General features: G+C 67.0%; 19 protein-coding genes. 10 read left to right on the forward strand and 9 right to left on the reverse strand.

Annotated elements, in window-relative coordinates; genetic code table 11:
• Nucleotides 1-221: 221 nt before the first annotated feature.
• Nucleotides 222-1,388 (forward strand): GNAT family N-acetyltransferase, encoded by a 1,167-nt coding sequence (locus JL101_RS11020; RefSeq protein ID WP_203095103.1) that lies wholly within the window; start codon nt 222-224, stop codon nt 1,386-1,388.
• 16 nt (nt 1,389-1,404) lie between these two features.
• Here the strand turns inward: JL101_RS11020 and JL101_RS11025 are convergent, their stop codons facing one another.
• From JL101_RS11025 to JL101_RS11035, 3 genes are read right to left on the reverse strand one after another with little or no spacing between them, the layout of a single operon-like run.
• Entirely contained in the window at nt 1,405-2,205 is an 801-nt protein-coding gene (locus JL101_RS11025; protein ID WP_203095104.1) for a metallophosphoesterase family protein, read from the reverse strand.
• Nucleotides 2,202-3,365, reverse strand: coding sequence for a carboxylate--amine ligase (locus tag JL101_RS11030; RefSeq protein ID WP_203095105.1), 1,164 nt, complete (start codon nt 3,363-3,365; stop codon nt 2,202-2,204). The genes JL101_RS11025 and JL101_RS11030 overlap by 4 nt, the downstream gene beginning before the upstream one ends.
• A 30-nt stretch (nt 3,366-3,395) precedes the next feature.
• On the reverse strand, nt 3,396-4,127 hold the full coding sequence (locus JL101_RS11035; RefSeq protein ID WP_203095106.1) for a CPBP family intramembrane glutamic endopeptidase: 732 nt from the start codon (nt 4,125-4,127) through the stop codon (nt 3,396-3,398).
• A gap of 293 nt (nt 4,128-4,420) precedes the next feature.
• On the opposite strand from JL101_RS11035, the gene JL101_RS11040 reads away from it, so the two are divergent.
• Nucleotides 4,421-5,653: an ArgE/DapE family deacylase gene (locus tag JL101_RS11040; RefSeq protein ID WP_203095107.1), complete on the forward strand. Its 1,233-nt coding sequence runs from the start codon at nt 4,421-4,423 to the stop codon at nt 5,651-5,653.
• Between the two features lie 428 nt (nt 5,654-6,081).
• Here JL101_RS11040 and JL101_RS11045 read toward each other — a convergent pair whose 3' ends face one another.
• Nucleotides 6,082-7,089 carry an SDR family oxidoreductase gene (locus JL101_RS11045; protein WP_203095108.1) on the reverse strand — a complete coding sequence of 336 codons (1,008 nt, stop codon included), beginning with the start codon at nt 7,087-7,089 and terminating at the stop codon, nt 6,082-6,084.
• Nucleotides 7,090-7,279: 190 nt separating this feature from the next.
• Here JL101_RS11045 and JL101_RS11050 point away from each other — a divergent pair, with 190 nt between their 5' ends.
• Entirely contained in the window at nt 7,280-7,672 is a 393-nt protein-coding gene (locus JL101_RS11050) for a response regulator (protein WP_203095109.1), read from the forward strand.
• Here the strand turns inward: JL101_RS11050 and JL101_RS11055 are convergent.
• The 4 genes from JL101_RS11055 to JL101_RS11070 all read right to left on the reverse strand — a co-directional run bounded on the left by JL101_RS11055 (nt 7,656) and on the right by JL101_RS11070 (nt 10,440).
• Nucleotides 7,656-8,363 carry an SDR family NAD(P)-dependent oxidoreductase gene (locus tag JL101_RS11055; protein ID WP_203095110.1) on the reverse strand — a complete coding sequence of 236 codons (708 nt, stop codon included), beginning with the start codon at nt 8,361-8,363 and terminating at the stop codon, nt 7,656-7,658. The two genes, JL101_RS11050 and JL101_RS11055, sit on opposite strands and share 17 nt — an antisense overlap.
• Before the next feature lie 28 nt (nt 8,364-8,391).
• Entirely contained in the window at nt 8,392-9,270 is an 879-nt protein-coding gene (phhA, locus tag JL101_RS11060; RefSeq protein ID WP_203095111.1) for a phenylalanine 4-monooxygenase, read from the reverse strand.
• 173 nt (nt 9,271-9,443) lie between these two features.
• On the reverse strand, nt 9,444-9,854 hold the full coding sequence (locus JL101_RS11065) for a DUF5872 domain-containing protein (RefSeq protein ID WP_203095112.1): 411 nt from the start codon (nt 9,852-9,854) through the stop codon (nt 9,444-9,446).
• A gap of 49 nt (nt 9,855-9,903) precedes the next feature.
• Entirely contained in the window at nt 9,904-10,440 is a 537-nt protein-coding gene (locus JL101_RS11070; protein WP_203095113.1) for a glycine cleavage system protein R, read from the reverse strand.
• A gap of 441 nt (nt 10,441-10,881) precedes the next feature.
• Between JL101_RS11070 and JL101_RS11075 the strand changes: the two genes are divergently transcribed.
• From JL101_RS11075 to JL101_RS11085, 3 genes are all read left to right on the forward strand, one after another.
• On the forward strand, nt 10,882-11,121 hold the full coding sequence (locus tag JL101_RS11075; RefSeq protein WP_203095114.1) for a DUF1127 domain-containing protein: 240 nt from the start codon (nt 10,882-10,884) through the stop codon (nt 11,119-11,121).
• An 88-nt stretch (nt 11,122-11,209) separates the two neighbouring features.
• Nucleotides 11,210-11,500, forward strand: a complete 291-nt coding sequence (locus tag JL101_RS11080; protein ID WP_203095115.1) for a hypothetical protein — start codon at nt 11,210-11,212, stop codon at nt 11,498-11,500.
• 116 nt (nt 11,501-11,616) lie between these two features.
• Complete coding sequence (locus JL101_RS11085; RefSeq protein ID WP_203096003.1) at nt 11,617-12,009, forward strand: DUF1127 domain-containing protein; 393 nt, start codon at nt 11,617-11,619, stop codon at nt 12,007-12,009.
• Between the two features lie 164 nt (nt 12,010-12,173).
• On the opposite strand, the gene JL101_RS11090 is transcribed toward JL101_RS11085, so the two are convergent.
• Complete coding sequence (locus JL101_RS11090; RefSeq protein ID WP_203095116.1) at nt 12,174-12,491, reverse strand: hypothetical protein; 318 nt, start codon at nt 12,489-12,491, stop codon at nt 12,174-12,176.
• A 146-nt stretch (nt 12,492-12,637) separates the two neighbouring features.
• On the opposite strand from JL101_RS11090, the gene JL101_RS11095 reads away from it, so the two are divergent.
• The 4 genes from JL101_RS11095 (at nt 12,638) to JL101_RS11110 (ending at nt 15,400) form a co-directional block, all read left to right on the forward strand.
• On the forward strand, nt 12,638-13,165 hold the full coding sequence (locus JL101_RS11095) for a sigma-70 family RNA polymerase sigma factor (protein WP_203095117.1): 528 nt from the start codon (nt 12,638-12,640) through the stop codon (nt 13,163-13,165).
• A 3-nt stretch (nt 13,166-13,168) separates the two neighbouring features.
• Nucleotides 13,169-13,939, forward strand: a complete 771-nt coding sequence (locus tag JL101_RS11100; protein WP_203095118.1) for an anti-sigma factor family protein — start codon at nt 13,169-13,171, stop codon at nt 13,937-13,939.
• A gap of 61 nt (nt 13,940-14,000) precedes the next feature.
• Complete coding sequence (locus JL101_RS11105) at nt 14,001-14,738, forward strand: Bax inhibitor-1/YccA family protein (RefSeq protein ID WP_203095119.1); 738 nt, start codon at nt 14,001-14,003, stop codon at nt 14,736-14,738.
• Between the two features lie 65 nt (nt 14,739-14,803).
• Nucleotides 14,804-15,400 (forward strand): DUF2076 domain-containing protein, encoded by a 597-nt coding sequence (locus JL101_RS11110; protein ID WP_203095120.1) that lies wholly within the window; start codon nt 14,804-14,806, stop codon nt 15,398-15,400.
• The last annotated feature ends 35 nt before the right edge of the window (nt 15,401-15,435 follow it).

Raw genomic sequence — 15,435 nt, forward strand, 5'->3', positions numbered from 1 at the left:
CGGTATGACATGGCTGGTATGTAATTAGACCGCTGCAGGACCTCCCCGAGGGGAAGCGCACGTCCGTCAAGATAGGTTCCGCAGCCGGGGGCGCCACGCCCGACAACAGTCGTACGTCCAATGAACGCTGGCTTCGCGGCCCCGTCGGGTTGTTATGCAACGTCGTTCCGCTCAGGGTGAATTTGGAAGACAGCTGCGCGATCAAGATGGATGGTGGTTCGTTGAGACAAGACCTGGCGGTGGAAATCGAATTCCTGCCGGCCGGCCGCATGCCCGGCCTGGAAACCGCCTGGAAGGATCTGGAGTCGCGGGCCGACGGCTCGTTCTTCCTGTCGTGGCACTGGATCGGTTGCTGGCTGGATCATCTGCCGGACTGGGCCAGGCCCCACGTGATCGTGGCGAGGCGCGCCGGGCAGGTGGTCGGCTTGGCGATCCTGTGCAGGCGCACGGTCTGGCGCTACGGCGTGGTCCGGACACCATCCTGGCTGCTCCACGAGACCGGCGACCGCGGAATAGACAACCTGACGATCGAGTACAACGGGATCCTCGCGGACCGGTCCTGCGCGGACGAGGTGACCTCGACCTGCCTGCTCTGGATGGCGCGCAATCTTCCCGGATGCGACGAGTTGGTACTGGCGGGCCTGGATCAGCGGACGGAGCGGTGCGCGCGCGCCCTGGCGGACCAGCTCGGATTCCGGCTGCAGGTGCGGCGCTCGGACTCGGCCAAGTGGGTCGATCTCGATGTCGTGCGCGGGCAGGGCGGGAACTATCGCGCCGGCCTCGGCAAGAGCACCCGCGCGGGCGTCAACCGGGCGATCCGTCTGTACGAGGCGCGCGGCGGCGTCGATTTCCAGGTGGCCTCCGACGAGCGGCAGGCCTTGGCCTTCTTCGACGGGCTTGAAACCCTGCACCGCCAAGTATGGGCGGCGCGTGGGAAGACCGATGCCTTCAGCAATCCCGTGTTCGGCCCGTTCCATCGCGAACTGATCCGGCGCGGCATCGGCTCCGGCGTCGTGCGGCTGTGCCGCGCCGCGGCCGGCGGGACGGATTTCGGCTATCTCTACAATTTCGTATGGCGCGGCACGGTGCTGAACTACCAGAGCGGGTTCGCCTACGAATCCGACAACAGGATGAAGCCCGGCCTTGTCAGCCATGTCCTCGCCATCGAGGATGCCCTGGCCCGCGGGGAGGCCGCGTACGACTTCATGGCCGGGTCGTCGGGCCACAAGGCCCATCTGTCCAATGAACAGTCACCCATGACCTGGGTTTCCATCGGTCCCGACCGGCTGGCCCGGAAGGTCGAGGCCGGTCTCGGCCGGGTCGACAGGTCGCTCAGGCTGCTGCGCCGCCGGCTGCTGAAGCCGAAGGCGGCGCCAAGCGGTTCATGACCGTTCCGCCGCTCCGCTACGCCCGGCCGCGGAGGGCGTGATAGATCCGGCGGATCGGTCCCCTCAGGGGCTCCGGCACCCGGGACAGACGCGCGGCCAAGCCGGCCTTCCGGGTCTTCGCCATCGCTGCCCGGTAATCGTAGGGAACGCGGCGCAGCTGGACGGTCCGGGCCGCGGGATCGATCAGCATGAAGCTGGCGCGACGGTCCGAAGTCCGAGGCTGGCCGACGGTCCCGGGGTTGACGAGGTAGTACGAACCGTCCCGGATGGCCACGCCGTCGCCCTGGTGGGCGGTCATTGCACCGTCCCGCATCTCGAAGATCCCGATACGGTGGGTGTGTCCGAAGGCGCAGATCCGGGCGCCTGTCGGGTGGCTCTCGAGCGCCTCGAAGCTCAGCGCGCGCTTGTCGTCGGTGTCCAGCCGGACCAGTTCGCAGCCGGTTTCGGGATGAAGCGCACCATGGACGGCCACGATGCCGGGGCCGTCCTCCCCGGCCAGATCGAGCTTGAGGGGGAGGCGCCGCAGCCAGTCCATGTCGCCGGGGCCGAGTTGCGTCCTGGTCCACTCGACCGCCCGGGCGGCGAGCGGGTTGAAGCCTTCGGTCGTGATCTGGCCGGTCACGGCACGGTCGTGGTTCCCGGCGACGCAGACGGCGCCGGCCTCTCTCAACCGGCGGATGCACCCGGCAGGATCGGCATTGTAGCCGACGATGTCGCCGAGGCAGAGGATACGCCCGACCCTCTCGTCCCGGATCGCATCGAGCGTCGCGTCGAGGGCTTCCAGGTTGGCATGGATGTCCGAGATGACGGCGATCATCGCCAGCGCGCCGGCAGTACGCGCGACACATGTTTTCGCAGGAACGGCATGGGATCCCTCAGGGTGATCGACTTGGCCTCGCACCGGATCATCCAGGCCCACCACTCCGCCATGGGCACTCCGCTCTCCCGGGCCGCCAGCTTGTCCCGGGTGATGTTGCACCAGGAGGCGCCTGCCCGGGCGCGGGGCACCGGGGGACGGCGCAGGCCCAGCAGGTCGCCGTAGACCAGGGCAGGGAGGTTGACTCCGGCGACCGCCCCGACATAGTGCCACAGGTTGTAACGGGGATTGACCTCCAGCAGGTGCAGCGTGCCGTCCGGCGCGCGCTTGAAGTCGAACTTGGCGACCCCGGTCAGGGCCAGCTTGTCGACCATCTCCCGTCCCAGCGTCCTGACGTCGGCCTCGTCGGTTATGGTCAGGGCCGTGCTGTGCCCGAGGGCTTCGGGATAGGTCCTGATCTTGCGCCCGCTATACTCGCCGACCACGCTGCCAGCGCCGTCGACATAGCAGTGGTAGCTCTCGATCCGGGTTTCCGGACCGGGGATCATCTCCTGGGCGAGCAGGTCCATTCCGCCGGCGATCAGGTCGGGCCACAGCGCCTGGAGTTCACCCGGGCTCTCGATCCGAAGCGCCTTGCCGGCGCCCCCGATGGCGCCCCATGCGATGTAGCGGGTCAGCGGCTTGACGACGATCGGGAAGCGCAGGTCGATGTCCGACGGGCCCGTGTCCGGCGCACCGACGGAAAAGTCGATCCGCCGGGTGCGCGGAACCGGCAGCCGCAGGCGTTCCGCAAGGATCTGGAACCGGGCCTTGTCCACCAAGTCCTCGACCAGTTCCGCCTCCGGCACGACGAACCTGAAGGACTTGGCCAGCCTGTCGCGGTGCCTCGACACCATCAGCAGCTGGGCATCCTGCTGATAGTAGAGGACGGGCGGTTCGGGCTGGCGGGACGCGAAATCGACCAGGAGGTCGATCAGTTCGGCGTGGCGGTTCTCGAAATCGTCCCAGAAGACGGCCTGCCGCGTGTAGCGCGAATGGAGGGCGGGGTCGCCGGGCTGCGTTACCAGGGCGCAGCCGATACCGCCCATCCCCAGGGCGCGCACCATGTTCATGTCGCCCATGACGCAGGCCAGTGCCCGCTTGTCCTGTTTCTCACTCATGCAACTTCACTCATTCCGGAAAGGGGTCCCTCATGCATTGGCCGCGACGGCGAAGACGAGCAGGGTCGAGATCGCGTTGAAGCATCCGTGCAGCAGGATGCAGGGAAGCAGCGAACCGCTCCGCTCGTAGACCCAGGCTAGCACCAGACCGACCAGGAACGTTCCGGGCAATAGGATCAGGCTTCCGTGCAAGATGGCGAACACCATGGCGCTCGCCAGGGCCGACAGGAGCGGGCCGGCATGGCGGCGGAGCCAGCCATAGAGTACCGCCCTCAGGGCAAGCTCCTCGGCGACGGGAGCGAGCAGCGAGGTCGCCAGCAGGATGCCGACCATGGCGGTCCAGTCGCCCGGGTCGGGCATGATCAGGGCGATCTGCGGATTGTCGAACGGCTCGCCCAGGGCCAGCGAAATGAGGACGTTGGTCAGGATGACCGCGACCTGGACCAGCAGGGCCAGGGGAACGACCCTGCGGTACCACCGTCCGCCGGGGGAGACGAACCCCAGTGCGTGCCAGGGCGTGCGCCGCCAGACGACCGCGATCAGCCAGATGATCGCCACCAGGGCCACGTTCTGGCCGATCAGGAACGATATCACCAAGCCGCTGGTGATCTCCCGGGGGCTCAGGAACAGCCGGAGGGCCAGCAGTGCGCCGATCGCCAGCGCGACGATGATTACCAGGTCCGCCAGCCGCAAGGGCAGGTCGGCCCAGGGGTGGCGGGCCGGCGGATCGAAGCCGGGTTCCGTCGGTCCGGTCATGGTCATGGGGCTGCCCGATCCGGCAGGCCGGATATCGTCAATTGCTCCGCATCCTGCTGCGCGCGGGGTCCGCTACGGCCGCAGTCGTGGAAAATGTCGGCTCGGGCATTCGTCGCATCGCCTCGGCATGATGCCGGCCCAACGGTCGAGCGGATTCCTTTGTTCCGGGTCGCCCCGTTTCCCGGCGTTTGCTGGCCCCAAAAACTCATTTTCAGCATTCCTCATTATTGAAAACTTCGTTTTAAAGCGTTACTTTCGCGGATCCCGAAGGCGAACGCCACGCGCAGAATGAGGACGCCATGACCCCCGACCAGCAGCAGACGATCCGAGACAGCATAGACCGCCGGCACAAGGCCCAGACCGAGTTTCTGGCCGAACTGGTCAAGGTGCCGTCGGACAACCCGCCGGGCGACTGCGTCGCCCACGCCGAGCGTGCCGCCGAATTGCTGGAGGGGATGGGCTTCACCGTCGAGAGGCATGCCGTGCCCGAGGCGACGGTCAAGGCGAACGGCATGATCAGCGCCACGAACCTCGTGATCCGCAAGAAGTTCGGGCCGGGGCCGGTGGTGGCGCTGAATGCCCATGGCGACGTGGTGCCGCCGGGCGAAGGCTGGTCGACAGACCCCTATGGCGCGGAGATCCGCGACGGCGTCATGTACGGGCGGGGGGTCGCCGTCTCGAAGTCGGACTTCGCGACCTACGCCTTCGCGCTGAAGGCCCTGGAGGAAAGCGGGCTGCCGCTGGCCGGCACCATCGAACTGCACCTGACCTATGACGAGGAGGCCGGCGGGCTGATCGGTCCCGGCTGGCTGCTGGAGCAGGGGATCAGCAAGCCGGACTTCGCGATCAGCGCCGGTTTCTCCTACAACGTCGTCGTCGCGCACAACGGTTGCCTGCACCTGGAAGTGCGGATCGAAGGCAAATCGGCCCATGCCGCCCGGCCGGATACCGGTGTGGATGCCCTGCGGGCCGCCAACCGGCTGCTGACCGCGCTCTATGCCCTCAACGACGATTTCGGGAGCATCAAGTCGGAAGTGGACGGCATCGATCACCCGACCCTGGTGGTCGGGCTGATCAGCGGCGGCATCAATACCAACGTCGTGCCGGACGTGGTGACGCTCCGGATCGACCGCCGCATGATCCCGGAGGAGAACCCGGAGCAGGTGGAAGCCGACATGCGCGCCTTCATCGAGAGGACCTGCGCCGAAACGCCCGGCATCCGGGTCGCGATTCGCCGAATCCTCCTTGCCCGGCCGCTCACTCCGCTGCCGGGCCACGAGACGCTGGCGGCGCTGATCCAGCGCCACGCGCGCGCGATCGTCGGCGAGGAGATCCCGGCGAACGGCGTGCCGCTCTACACCGATGCCCGGCTGTACAGCGCGGCGGGCATTCCGACCGTGCTGTACGGCGCGGGACCGCGCTCGCTGCTGGAGGCCAACGGGCATCGGGCGGACGAGAAGCTGGTCCTGGAAGACCTGCGGAAGGCGACGCAGGTGATCGCCCTGACGCTGGCCGACCTGCTGGCCGCCTGAGGCGACCGGGCGGAGCCTCGCGCGGCTCCGCCCGCCATCGTCACTTCCGCCACAGCTTGGTCAGCCAAGGCCGCCGCGCGTCCTCCAACTCGGCGCGCAGGCGCCTGAGCGTGGATTCCAGCCGTTCGACCTCGATCTGGTGGCGGTCGGCATCCGCCACCCTCTGGTCGTTCGCTTCCTCCAGGCGCTGGGTGAGGCTTCCGACCTCCTGGCGCAGGCGGTCGATCTCGGCCCGCAGCCGGTCGCGCTCGATGGTCTCTCCCGTCTGCTGGGCGATGGAAGTCGCGGCGATCGACGCGGCGGAACCGCCGGCCTTGGCTTTACGGATAGCTATGGTCGCCTCCCCTACCTGCGGATGCTGAACACCTCAACGTTCCGTTGGGTTCAACCTATCCCGCGCGGACTGCCCGCTTCAACATCCATCAGCGTCAGAGAAGCCGACCGTCGCGCTGGTACCTGTAATAGGCGGCGAGCCCGATCGGCACGGCCAGCGCCAGCGCGCCTGCAACCGCCTTGCCGCTGCCGCTCCGGCTCTGGCGGCGCTGCCGTTCCCGCCAGCCCGCGGACGCCGAGGTGCCGGCCGGAACCGGGCGGATCAGGGCATTGTCCGAACGCGGCTCGCGTCCTTCCCCCAGGAGGCTCTTGGCCGTCTGCTTCGCCATCATGCGCTCGACCGTGCCTTGTGCAACCGCCATCCCAAGCTCCAGCAGCCACGGCGGAGCGCCGACGCCGACCTCGCGACGGGGACGCTCGATCAGGCGCAGGATGGCGTCAGCTACCTGTTCCGGCGGTTTGGCCGGGGAAAGGGCCTGGATCTCACGGCCGGTGAAGTTCGCCGAATGCTGCCAGAACGGGGTGTCGACCGGTCCGGGAAGCACGCTGCAGACATGGATGTCGTCCAGCTTGTCCAGCAGCAGTTCCTGGCGGACCGTCTCGACGAATCCGAGGACGGCGTGCTTCGCCGCGTTGTAGGGCGCCTGGAATGGGGTCGGCACGCGTCCGGCGACCGAGGCGGTCGTTATGATCGTGCCGCGCCTGCGCTCCCGGAAATGCGGAAGGACCGCCCGGAAGCCGTGGACGACGCCCTGGAACGTTGTGGCGATGACGGCGTCGAACGCCTCGGTCGGCGTTTCCTCGAACTTGCCGAAGCTGCCCAATCCCGCATTGTTGACCCAGACGTCGATTCCGCCGAACGCATCTATGGCGCGCCGCGCGAGATGCCGGACCTGCTCGCCGTCCCGCACGTCCGTCGGTATCGACATGGCCCGGCCTCCGGCCTCGATGATTTCGCCTGCGACGTCGTGGAGAGCCGTTTCGCGGCGGGCGGCGAGCACCACCGTCGCTCCGTGCCGTCCCAGGAGTCGCGCCGTCGCCCGGCCGATGCCGCTCGATGCGCCCGTGATGACGATGACCTTCCCGTCGAGTCTTCCCACCATCGATGCCCGCCTTTCGCTCTTCCGTTCGATTCGATCTTCGATGCGGCGCAAACAGGAGCGGGAGCGGAAGGTTACGGGGCGGTCGGCCGATGCCGTACCCCTGGCCGTCACGGTGTTCCGAACCCATAATAGGAGTGTCCTTCGGTTCCGGCCGCCCCGGTTCAGCGGTCCATGCAGTCACGAGGCGCATTTGAGCAACAGCCAGTCCAACCCAACGCCGTCGATCCTGGTCGTCGAGGACGAACTTCTGGTCGCGATGGTGGTCGAGAACATCCTGGAGGACCTGGGAGCCGGTCTCGTCGGTCCGGCCACCTCGGTCGGGCAGGCGCTCGAACTGGTCGAGGCGGGGGGCTTCGGCGGTGCGCTCCTCGACGTCAGCCTGGGAGGGGAACGGATCGATGCCGTCGCGGACGCCCTCGCCGCCAGGAGGATCCCGTTCATCTTCACCACGGGCCATGGCGCCGACGCCCTGCCAGACGCCCACCGCGACCGTCCCATTCTCACCAAGCCGTTCAGCGACGAGGGCCTCGTCGCGGCCTTGAGGAGGTACGTCCTCGACCGTGACCTCAGCTCAATCCCGTGACCGGCACGGCGGCCCCGTGGACGGCTCGGGCGGCGTCGGACGCCAGGAACAGGATGACGGCGGCAAGATCGGCGGGGGCGACCCAGCGGGAAGGGTCTGCCTTGGGCATGTCGGCCCGGTTCTCGGGCGTGTCGATGATGGTAGGCAGGACGCAGTTGACGTTGATGCCCCGCTCGCGAAGTTCAGCCGCCATCGCCTCGGTCAGCCGGATCACCGCGCCCTTGGCCGCGCAGTAGGCGCCCATTCCGGCTACCCCTTGCTGGGCCGCCCTGGCTCCCACATTGACGATCCTGCCGCCTCCCGCGCCCAGCATGTGCGGCACGACCGCCCCGGCGGCGTGGATCAGCGAGCGCGCGTTGATGTCCATCAGGAAATCCCATGTCGCGTCGCTGGTCTCGTGGACCGGATCGCCCATGCGGAACCCGCCCGCGATGTTGCACAGGACGTCGATGCGGCCGAACCGATCGACGACCTGCCGGACGGAACCCTCGACGGCCTTCCGGTCCAGCAGATCGACCGCGATCGTCAGGCGGGTATCGCTCGCATCCGAGAAGACCTTGTCGAGCATGCCCCGGTTGTGGTCGAGCAAAGCCAAGCGGGCACCGCGCTCCGCGAAGGCGACGGCGACAGCCCGGCCCAGGTTTCCCGCCGCTCCCGTGATGACGACGGTGCGGTTCTCGAAGTCCATCATCGCTCCTCGCAATCCTCTGCTGCCCGCCTCAAGCCACCCGCCGCCGGGCCGCGTGGTAGGCGCCGGTCCCCCTGTGCAGAAGGTCGTCGCCCGGGTCGATCGTTCCCGGTTCCAAGTCCGGCAGCGCCGCCACCCGCCGGTAGATCGGTCCGAAATCGATGTCGGCCAGGGCCAGCAGGTCGTCGAAACTCTCTATGACGAAGTAGGTTTCCTGGAAATCGTCGATCCTGTAAAGCGTCCGCATGACTCGCTCCAGGTCGAAGCGGACGCGGTTGGGCGATGGATCGTCGAGCGCGAAGATGGTTTCGGTGTAGGACGAGGCGATCCCCGAGCCGTAGATCCGGAGGGCGTCCCCGCTCCTGATCAGGCCGAACTCCACCGTGTACCAGTAGACACGAGCCAGATTGGCCAGAACGCCCAGACCCCGGGCCCGCAGGCCGCCCTTGCCGTAGGCTTCCATGTAGTCGGCGAAAACCGGATGGACCAGCATCGGAACATGGCCGAAGACGTCGTGGAAGACGTCGGGCTCCTCCAGATAGTCGAGCTGGTCGGGCCTGCGGATGAACTGCCCGGCCGGAAACCGCCGGTTTGCCAAGTGGTCGAAGAAGACCTCGTCGGGGACCAGCCCCGGAACCGCCACGACGCTCCAGCCGGTCCGCTTCTCCAGCACCTCGCTCAGGCGGCGGAAGTCGGGAATGCGGTCGGTATCCATCGACAAGGCGCGCATGCCCTGGACGAACTCGTCGCAGGCCCTGCCGGGCAGCAGCTTGCTCTGGCGTTCGTACAGGGTCTTCCAGACCGCGTGCTCCTCGGCGGTGTACGACTCCCATCCCTGGTCGATGGTCCAGTCCGCGCTGACCGGGGGCTTGGCATCACCGGCCGCCGCCCCGTGCTTCGTCGACTCCATCGCTTCCTCCCCTGTTCGGCGTTGGATACAGGATAGTCCGATGTCCGAGCCCGCTGGAGGCCCGGCTCAGCCGAAAACCGATCGGTCATGATCATATTGTGCCTGCCAAGGGCTACAGGCAGGGGGAAGCCGCTTGAAAAGAGGTCGCGGAAGGCTGGACCGATGCAGGGACGCTATTTCGCATCGCCTGTGCCGCGATGCTTCGCCGTCTTCCCGGCGACGTCGGGCGGCTGTCCCGAATACTGCCTGCCCTCGCGCATGTCCTTGCGCTTCTTCGCGGTCGTGCGTCGATACTCCTCCTGGCTCAGGGTGTCGCGCGCCTCCTTCGGGAGGTAGCGTTCCCCGGTCTCGGTGCTCTTCCCGCCCGACCGCGTTCCCCAGTCCTCCTCGGTCCACTGGCGAAGGCTGTTGTCCTTCTTCTTGCCGCCCTCGTAGCCGCCGCCGCGCCGCTTGTACTCCTGCACGGCGAACTGGGCCTTGCGGGCCGACCACTGGCCGGCGTGACCGCCCTTCTCGCCGGCGGTCACCTCCTGCTTCACCTTCTCCCAAAGCTCGGGGTCGGTCCGTTTCGCAGTGCTCGCCATGCCGTCATCCTGTCGTGATTGCACCGTCGCGGTGGGGTGTCCCGGGGGATCACGCCTCCTCGACGCTGCAATCAAGCCTAAGGCTGCCGGCCGTGTTGGCCACTGCCGAAAGGCAGATTTCGGCCCGGGCCGGCGGAATGGCGACTCCGAACCGCGTCATGTAGCGGTCCCCGCCGGAACCCGGGACCGTCTGCGCCTCGAGACGGACGATGTTCGCGCCGTACTCCCGGAAGACCTCCGCCAGCCGGGCGATCAGCCCCAGCTGGTCGCCGCCGCTCAGCTCGATGATGTGGGTCACGAGCGTTCCGGGACCCGGCGTCGCTTCATACTCGTAGTCGGTCACCTCCACCCTGGCCTCCGCCAGTTCGGGAAGGGCGCTCAGCTCGCGCTCCAGTTCGGCGGTCCCGAGGTCGCCCGGAAGCTCGCAGACGGCGCTGAACTCGGCGCCCTGGCCCATCGCCGCGAAAGTCGTGTCCCGCAGGTTGATGCCGAGGTCGTAGAGACGGCCGGCGATGGCGGAGACCAGGCCGACCCGGTCGGCCGCGAGTATCGAGACCAGCGCGAGCGGTGGCTTTGCTGAGGGCATCTGTGACTCCCGTTTGGTATTCTTCGTGATTCTTCGCAATGAACCTATAGGTGTCCTGACGGTTCCGTCAAACGGCCGGATCGCAGGCCCGGATCGTGGCCGCAACGGCCACGCCCGCGGAGCGCCCCGCCGAGCCTCGCCGCCGGATCGAGCGCTCCGCTCCCGGACCGGAAATGCTGCGCTGCAGCATCAGCCATATACTGGTTAACGCTCCGTTTTCACTGCGTCATTTGTTTCATCCCCCCATTCAATGCTGCCATGCAGCATATGCGTTGGCGAGGCTGTCGGGGCAAACATACCTTACTAAGCATCGGGCCGACCAAGAGCCACGCCCAGCCGGGGAGGGAAGACGCGCCACAAGGATGCGGCTTGCAATCTACTCCTGGCCATCGCGGGGCTCGATCGACCTCGCCGGCGCCAGTCAACGTCGGAGATCGAGTTATGAACCTCTTCAAGCATATCGGCCAGATCTGGAGCCAGTACCGCGCGTTCCGGTCCACCTATTCGGAACTGTCGCAGCTGTCCGATGCCGAACTCAAGGACATGGGCCTCTATCGCGGCGACATCGTGCGGATCGCCTACGACGCCGCCGAAACCAGCCTGACGCCCGCGAAGGCCGCCAACAGCCAGGGTGGCGAGAAGGCCGCCGGCACATTCGGCATCCTGCGTGAGAGCCACTGAGCCTCACGCCGCCAAAGCCAATCGAAGAAGAGCAAGTTACGGATATCCGGGAGAGAGGCGCCGTCCGCCAGTCAAAAGGAACGGCACTATGTCGAGCATGAACGTCACTCAGCACACCCACGTCGGGTTCTTCCACGCTGCCCGCCGGATGCTGGCGAATACCGTCGCCGGATGGTTCCACCGGGCCGAAGCACGCCTGGAGCAGCGTCGCCTGCAGGCCGAGCTGGACTCGCTCTCCCCCCGCGACCGCCAGGATATCGATGTCACCGGCGGCAATCTTTCCTGGGCTGCCGCCGCGCTGGAAGGCCGCCATGGCCTCCGTATCAACACCGGCGGCCTGAACAGCGTCGGGGCGCTGCGGGGCAACATCGGTAACTGAAGGGCTGGAACTTCCGGCCGCCCAGGCGGCCCAACCCGAACCGAACAAGCATTCGAACCGAAGAATCGAAGCAGGGAGAGAAGCGCTACCCGTACTGTTTTCATTGGGAGCGACTCATGACCGCCTACACCACCAATTCCAACGAGATGATCCAGCCGACCATTTCCGGCTTCCTCGGCTCCAGTCCCGAGACCGCGAAGCGGCCCGAGGATCGCAGCATCTTTGCCAGGATTTCCTCGTTCCTGTACCGGTACTGGACCGTTTACCAGACAAGGGCCCAGCTGGACCGCCTCAGCGACCGTGCCTTGAGCGACATCGGCATCGACCGTGACGGCATCCCGTCGATCGCGCGCCGGCAGCAGGGAGGCACCCTGGTACGCCACTCCGATCTCAACAAGCTGCTCAACATGACCGACGAAGATCTGGCGGACATCGGGGTCTGCCGCGGCGATCTCGAAGACTTCCAGGCCGGCCGCATCAAGTATGTCCGCCGCCGGCTGGCCGCTTGAGGAGACACGGCATGACCGGCTCCCCGCTCGAGACGGCCATCCTGCTGAGGGCCGTGTTCGGCTTGGCGATGATGAATGTCGGCCTATGGCTCGGATGAGTCCCGGGAAGACCCGGAAAGGGGAGTGCCGCAACGCTGGCGCTCCCCTTTTTCGTTGACCGGGCCTTACTGGCTCCTCGCCGCCCGCCGGCGGCGCCACTCCACCCAGCGGCGTTCCAGGCGGATCATCGCGCTGCTGGTCGGGCGCTTCAGGACGGGTATGTCCTGGGCCAGCAGCAGCAGGCCCAGGGGCAGCATCCAGATCCCGAGGATCGGCAGGAAGCTGAAGAGGCCGCCGATCACCAGCAGCACTCCCACGGGAATCCTCACCCAAGTGGACCGGGGATCGCGCAGCCAGCGCAGGACGCGCGCGGCAGTCGCAGGCAGTTGCCGCTCCAGTCGCTCGAAACGGCGATCGAGCCTGCGGTCGTCGATGTGTGTCATGGCCTCAATCTAAGGTCCCATATGGGATAATCAAAGGCTGTATCGTTGCCGGACGCGGGGGACGCCCGGCAAAAAGAAATTTTCCCGGATGGTGGAAGCTCCGGGAATAAATCGGCCGGCCGCGCGAATATGTGCGGAACGAGAAGATGGCCATGCACCCGCTGCTCAAAGACCATATCCTGCCGCTCCGCCGATACGCCCTGGCGCTGACCGGCAACAGCGACCAGTCCGACGATCTGGTCCAGGAAACCCTTGCGCGCGCGATCGAGGGCGCCGGATCGTGGGATCCGCGCCGGGATCTGCGCAAGTGGCTGTTCGGCATCATGCACAATACGCATGTTTCGGCCGTCCGGCGGCGCGTGCTCGAGGGCGAGGTCGCCGGCCAGATCGCGTCCCTCGCGTCGGAGGCCGTCCCGGCATCCCAGTTCACCCAGGTCCATTTCAGCGAGACCATCGCGTCGTTGATGCGCCTGCCGGACGACCAGCGCGAGGTGATGGTGCTGATCGCCGTCGAAAACTTCAGTTACAAGGATGCGGCGGAGCTGCTGGACATTCCGGTCGGCACCGTGATGTCGCGGCTGGCCCGTGCCCGCGAGGCCCTGCGAGGCAGCCCCGCGACGTCCCCCTCCGACGCGCCGGCCGCGAACAGACCCGCCCTGCGCCTGGTGAGGTGAGCCATGACCGAACCGATCTCCGAATTCGACCTGATGGCCTATGTCGACGACCAGCTCGACGCGGGGCGCCGCATCGAGGTCGAGGAATACCTGTCGCGGCATCCCCATCTCGCCGCGCAGGTCATGGACGACCTGTGCCGACGCGATGAATTGCGGCTGGCCCTGACCGAAGCCGCGACCGTCACCGGCGTGGACCGGGCGATCCTTCCCGCCGAGCGCCTCGGCCGCCGTCTGTCCCTGCGCAAGGTGCTCCATCGCAGCCGTCGCGCCATCGCCGCGTCATTTTTGCTCGCCACGGGCTGGCTCGCCCACGCGACCTTCGGCGGCTTCGGCGCGGACCCCGCGTCGGCGGCGCACATCATGCCCGTCTACGCCGACGAGGCGGTGGAAGCCCACCGGACGATCCTGGTGGAGGAGCGCAACGCCCTTTTCACCCGAACCGCCGCGGCACCGGAGCGGATCGCGGACCTTGCCACGGGCGGCAATCCGGCGATTCCGCTGCCGCACCTTCCCAGGACCTTCACGCCGGTCGCCTCGCACCTCGTCCCCTGGGACCACGGCAATGCGGTCCAGGTTCTGTTCCATAACCCGTCCGGGGATTCGCTGACCCTCTTCGCGGTCGAGACCGACAGCTTCAGCATCGAGCAGCCTTATGCCGAGGAGGTCGACGGCGTGACCATCGCCTATTGGCAGTCGGGGTGGTTCGCCTATGTGCTGGGCGGTTCGGGGGACCGGGACGACCTGCTGACGCTGGCCGTCCGGATCAGCCGGTGATTTAGGGCCTGTGACCAAGCATCGATCAACCTGTTGAGACAACCAGGATCAGGGAGCAACCATGTTCAACCAGTATCCAAACCGGCAGCCGCCCAACCAACCGGGCGCGTTCGGCCGTGCCGTCGACCAGGGCGCCTTCGACGAGGGCCTGCGCAAGCATATGCTGCGGGTCTACAATTTCATGGTGCTCGGTCTGGCCATCACCGGCCTGATCGCCGCCTTCGTCGCGAGCACGCCTGCGCTCTACGTGCCGATCTTCACCACGCCGCTGAAATGGGTGGTGATGCTGGCCCCGCTCGCCTTCATCTTCGTGCTGTCCTGGCGCTTCGACCGGATGTCCTCGTCGGCGCTCCAGATGACGTTCTGGGCGTTCTGCGCCGTCATGGGCGTATCGATGGCGTCGATCTTCCTGGTCTTCACCGGGGCCAGCGTCGCCCGCGTCTTCTTCATCACCTCCGCGATGTTCGCGGCGACCAGCCTGTGGGGCTACACGACCAAGACCGACCTGTCCAGGATGGGCTCGTTCCTCATCATGGGTCTGATCGGCATCGTGATCGCCAGCATCGTCAACATCTTCCTGGGGTCGAGCGCGCTGCAGTTCGCCATTTCGGTGATCGGCGTCGTGGTCTTCACCGGCCTGACCGCCTATGACACCCAGAACATCAAGGAGAGCTACGCCGAGCATTACGGCCATGACACCAACACCAAGCTGGCCGTGATGGGCGCCCTCAGCCTTTACCTGAACTTCATCAACCTCTTCCAGATGCTGCTCCAGCTCACCGGGCAGCGCGAGGAGTAAGCGGGCGGAAGCCTTGTCCTTCGCCCCATCGCCATCAGACCCATAACAATCTCAGCGGGACAACCATGGACCAGAACGAACGCCAGATCATCGAGGAACTCTTCGGCAAGCTGCGCCAGGCCGAGGCCCAGTCCGGGCCGCGCGACGGCCAGGCGGAGAGCTTCATCCGCGAGCAGGTGACCCGGCAGCCGGCGGCCCCTTACCTGATGGCGCAAGCGATCGTCATCCAGGAGCAGGCCCTGGCAGCTTCCCAGGCCCGCATCCAGGAGCTGGAGCAGGAACTGCAGTCGCGCCCCGCGTCGGGCGGCGGCGGGCTCTTCGGCAGCCTGTTCGGCGGCGGTTCGCAGCAGCGCCAGCCGGCGCCGCCGTCCAACTCGCCGTGGGGAAGCCAGCGGCAGGCGGTCCCTCCCGGTGACCCGCGGGTGGCGGCCTATGCCAACCCGCAGTACCAGCAGCGCCAGGGCGGCGGCTTCATGGCGGGCGCCATGCAGACGGCCATGGGCGTCGCCGGCGGCATGCTGATCGGCAACGCGCTCGGCAGCATGTTCTCGTCGGGCGAGGCGATGGCGGAGGACGCCGTCGGCGCGGTCGAGGAGCAGGTTCCGGAAGACTTTGCTGCCGACGACGGCGGCGATTTCTTCGGGGGCGACGAGGAGCTCTGACCCTTCCCCCCTCGTCGGGGCTGAGGCAATGTGAT

Origin of the sequence: Skermanella rosea (assembly GCF_016806835.2) — a bacterium.
In the GTDB taxonomy this organism is placed as follows: domain Bacteria; phylum Pseudomonadota; class Alphaproteobacteria; order Azospirillales; family Azospirillaceae; genus Skermanella; species Skermanella rosea.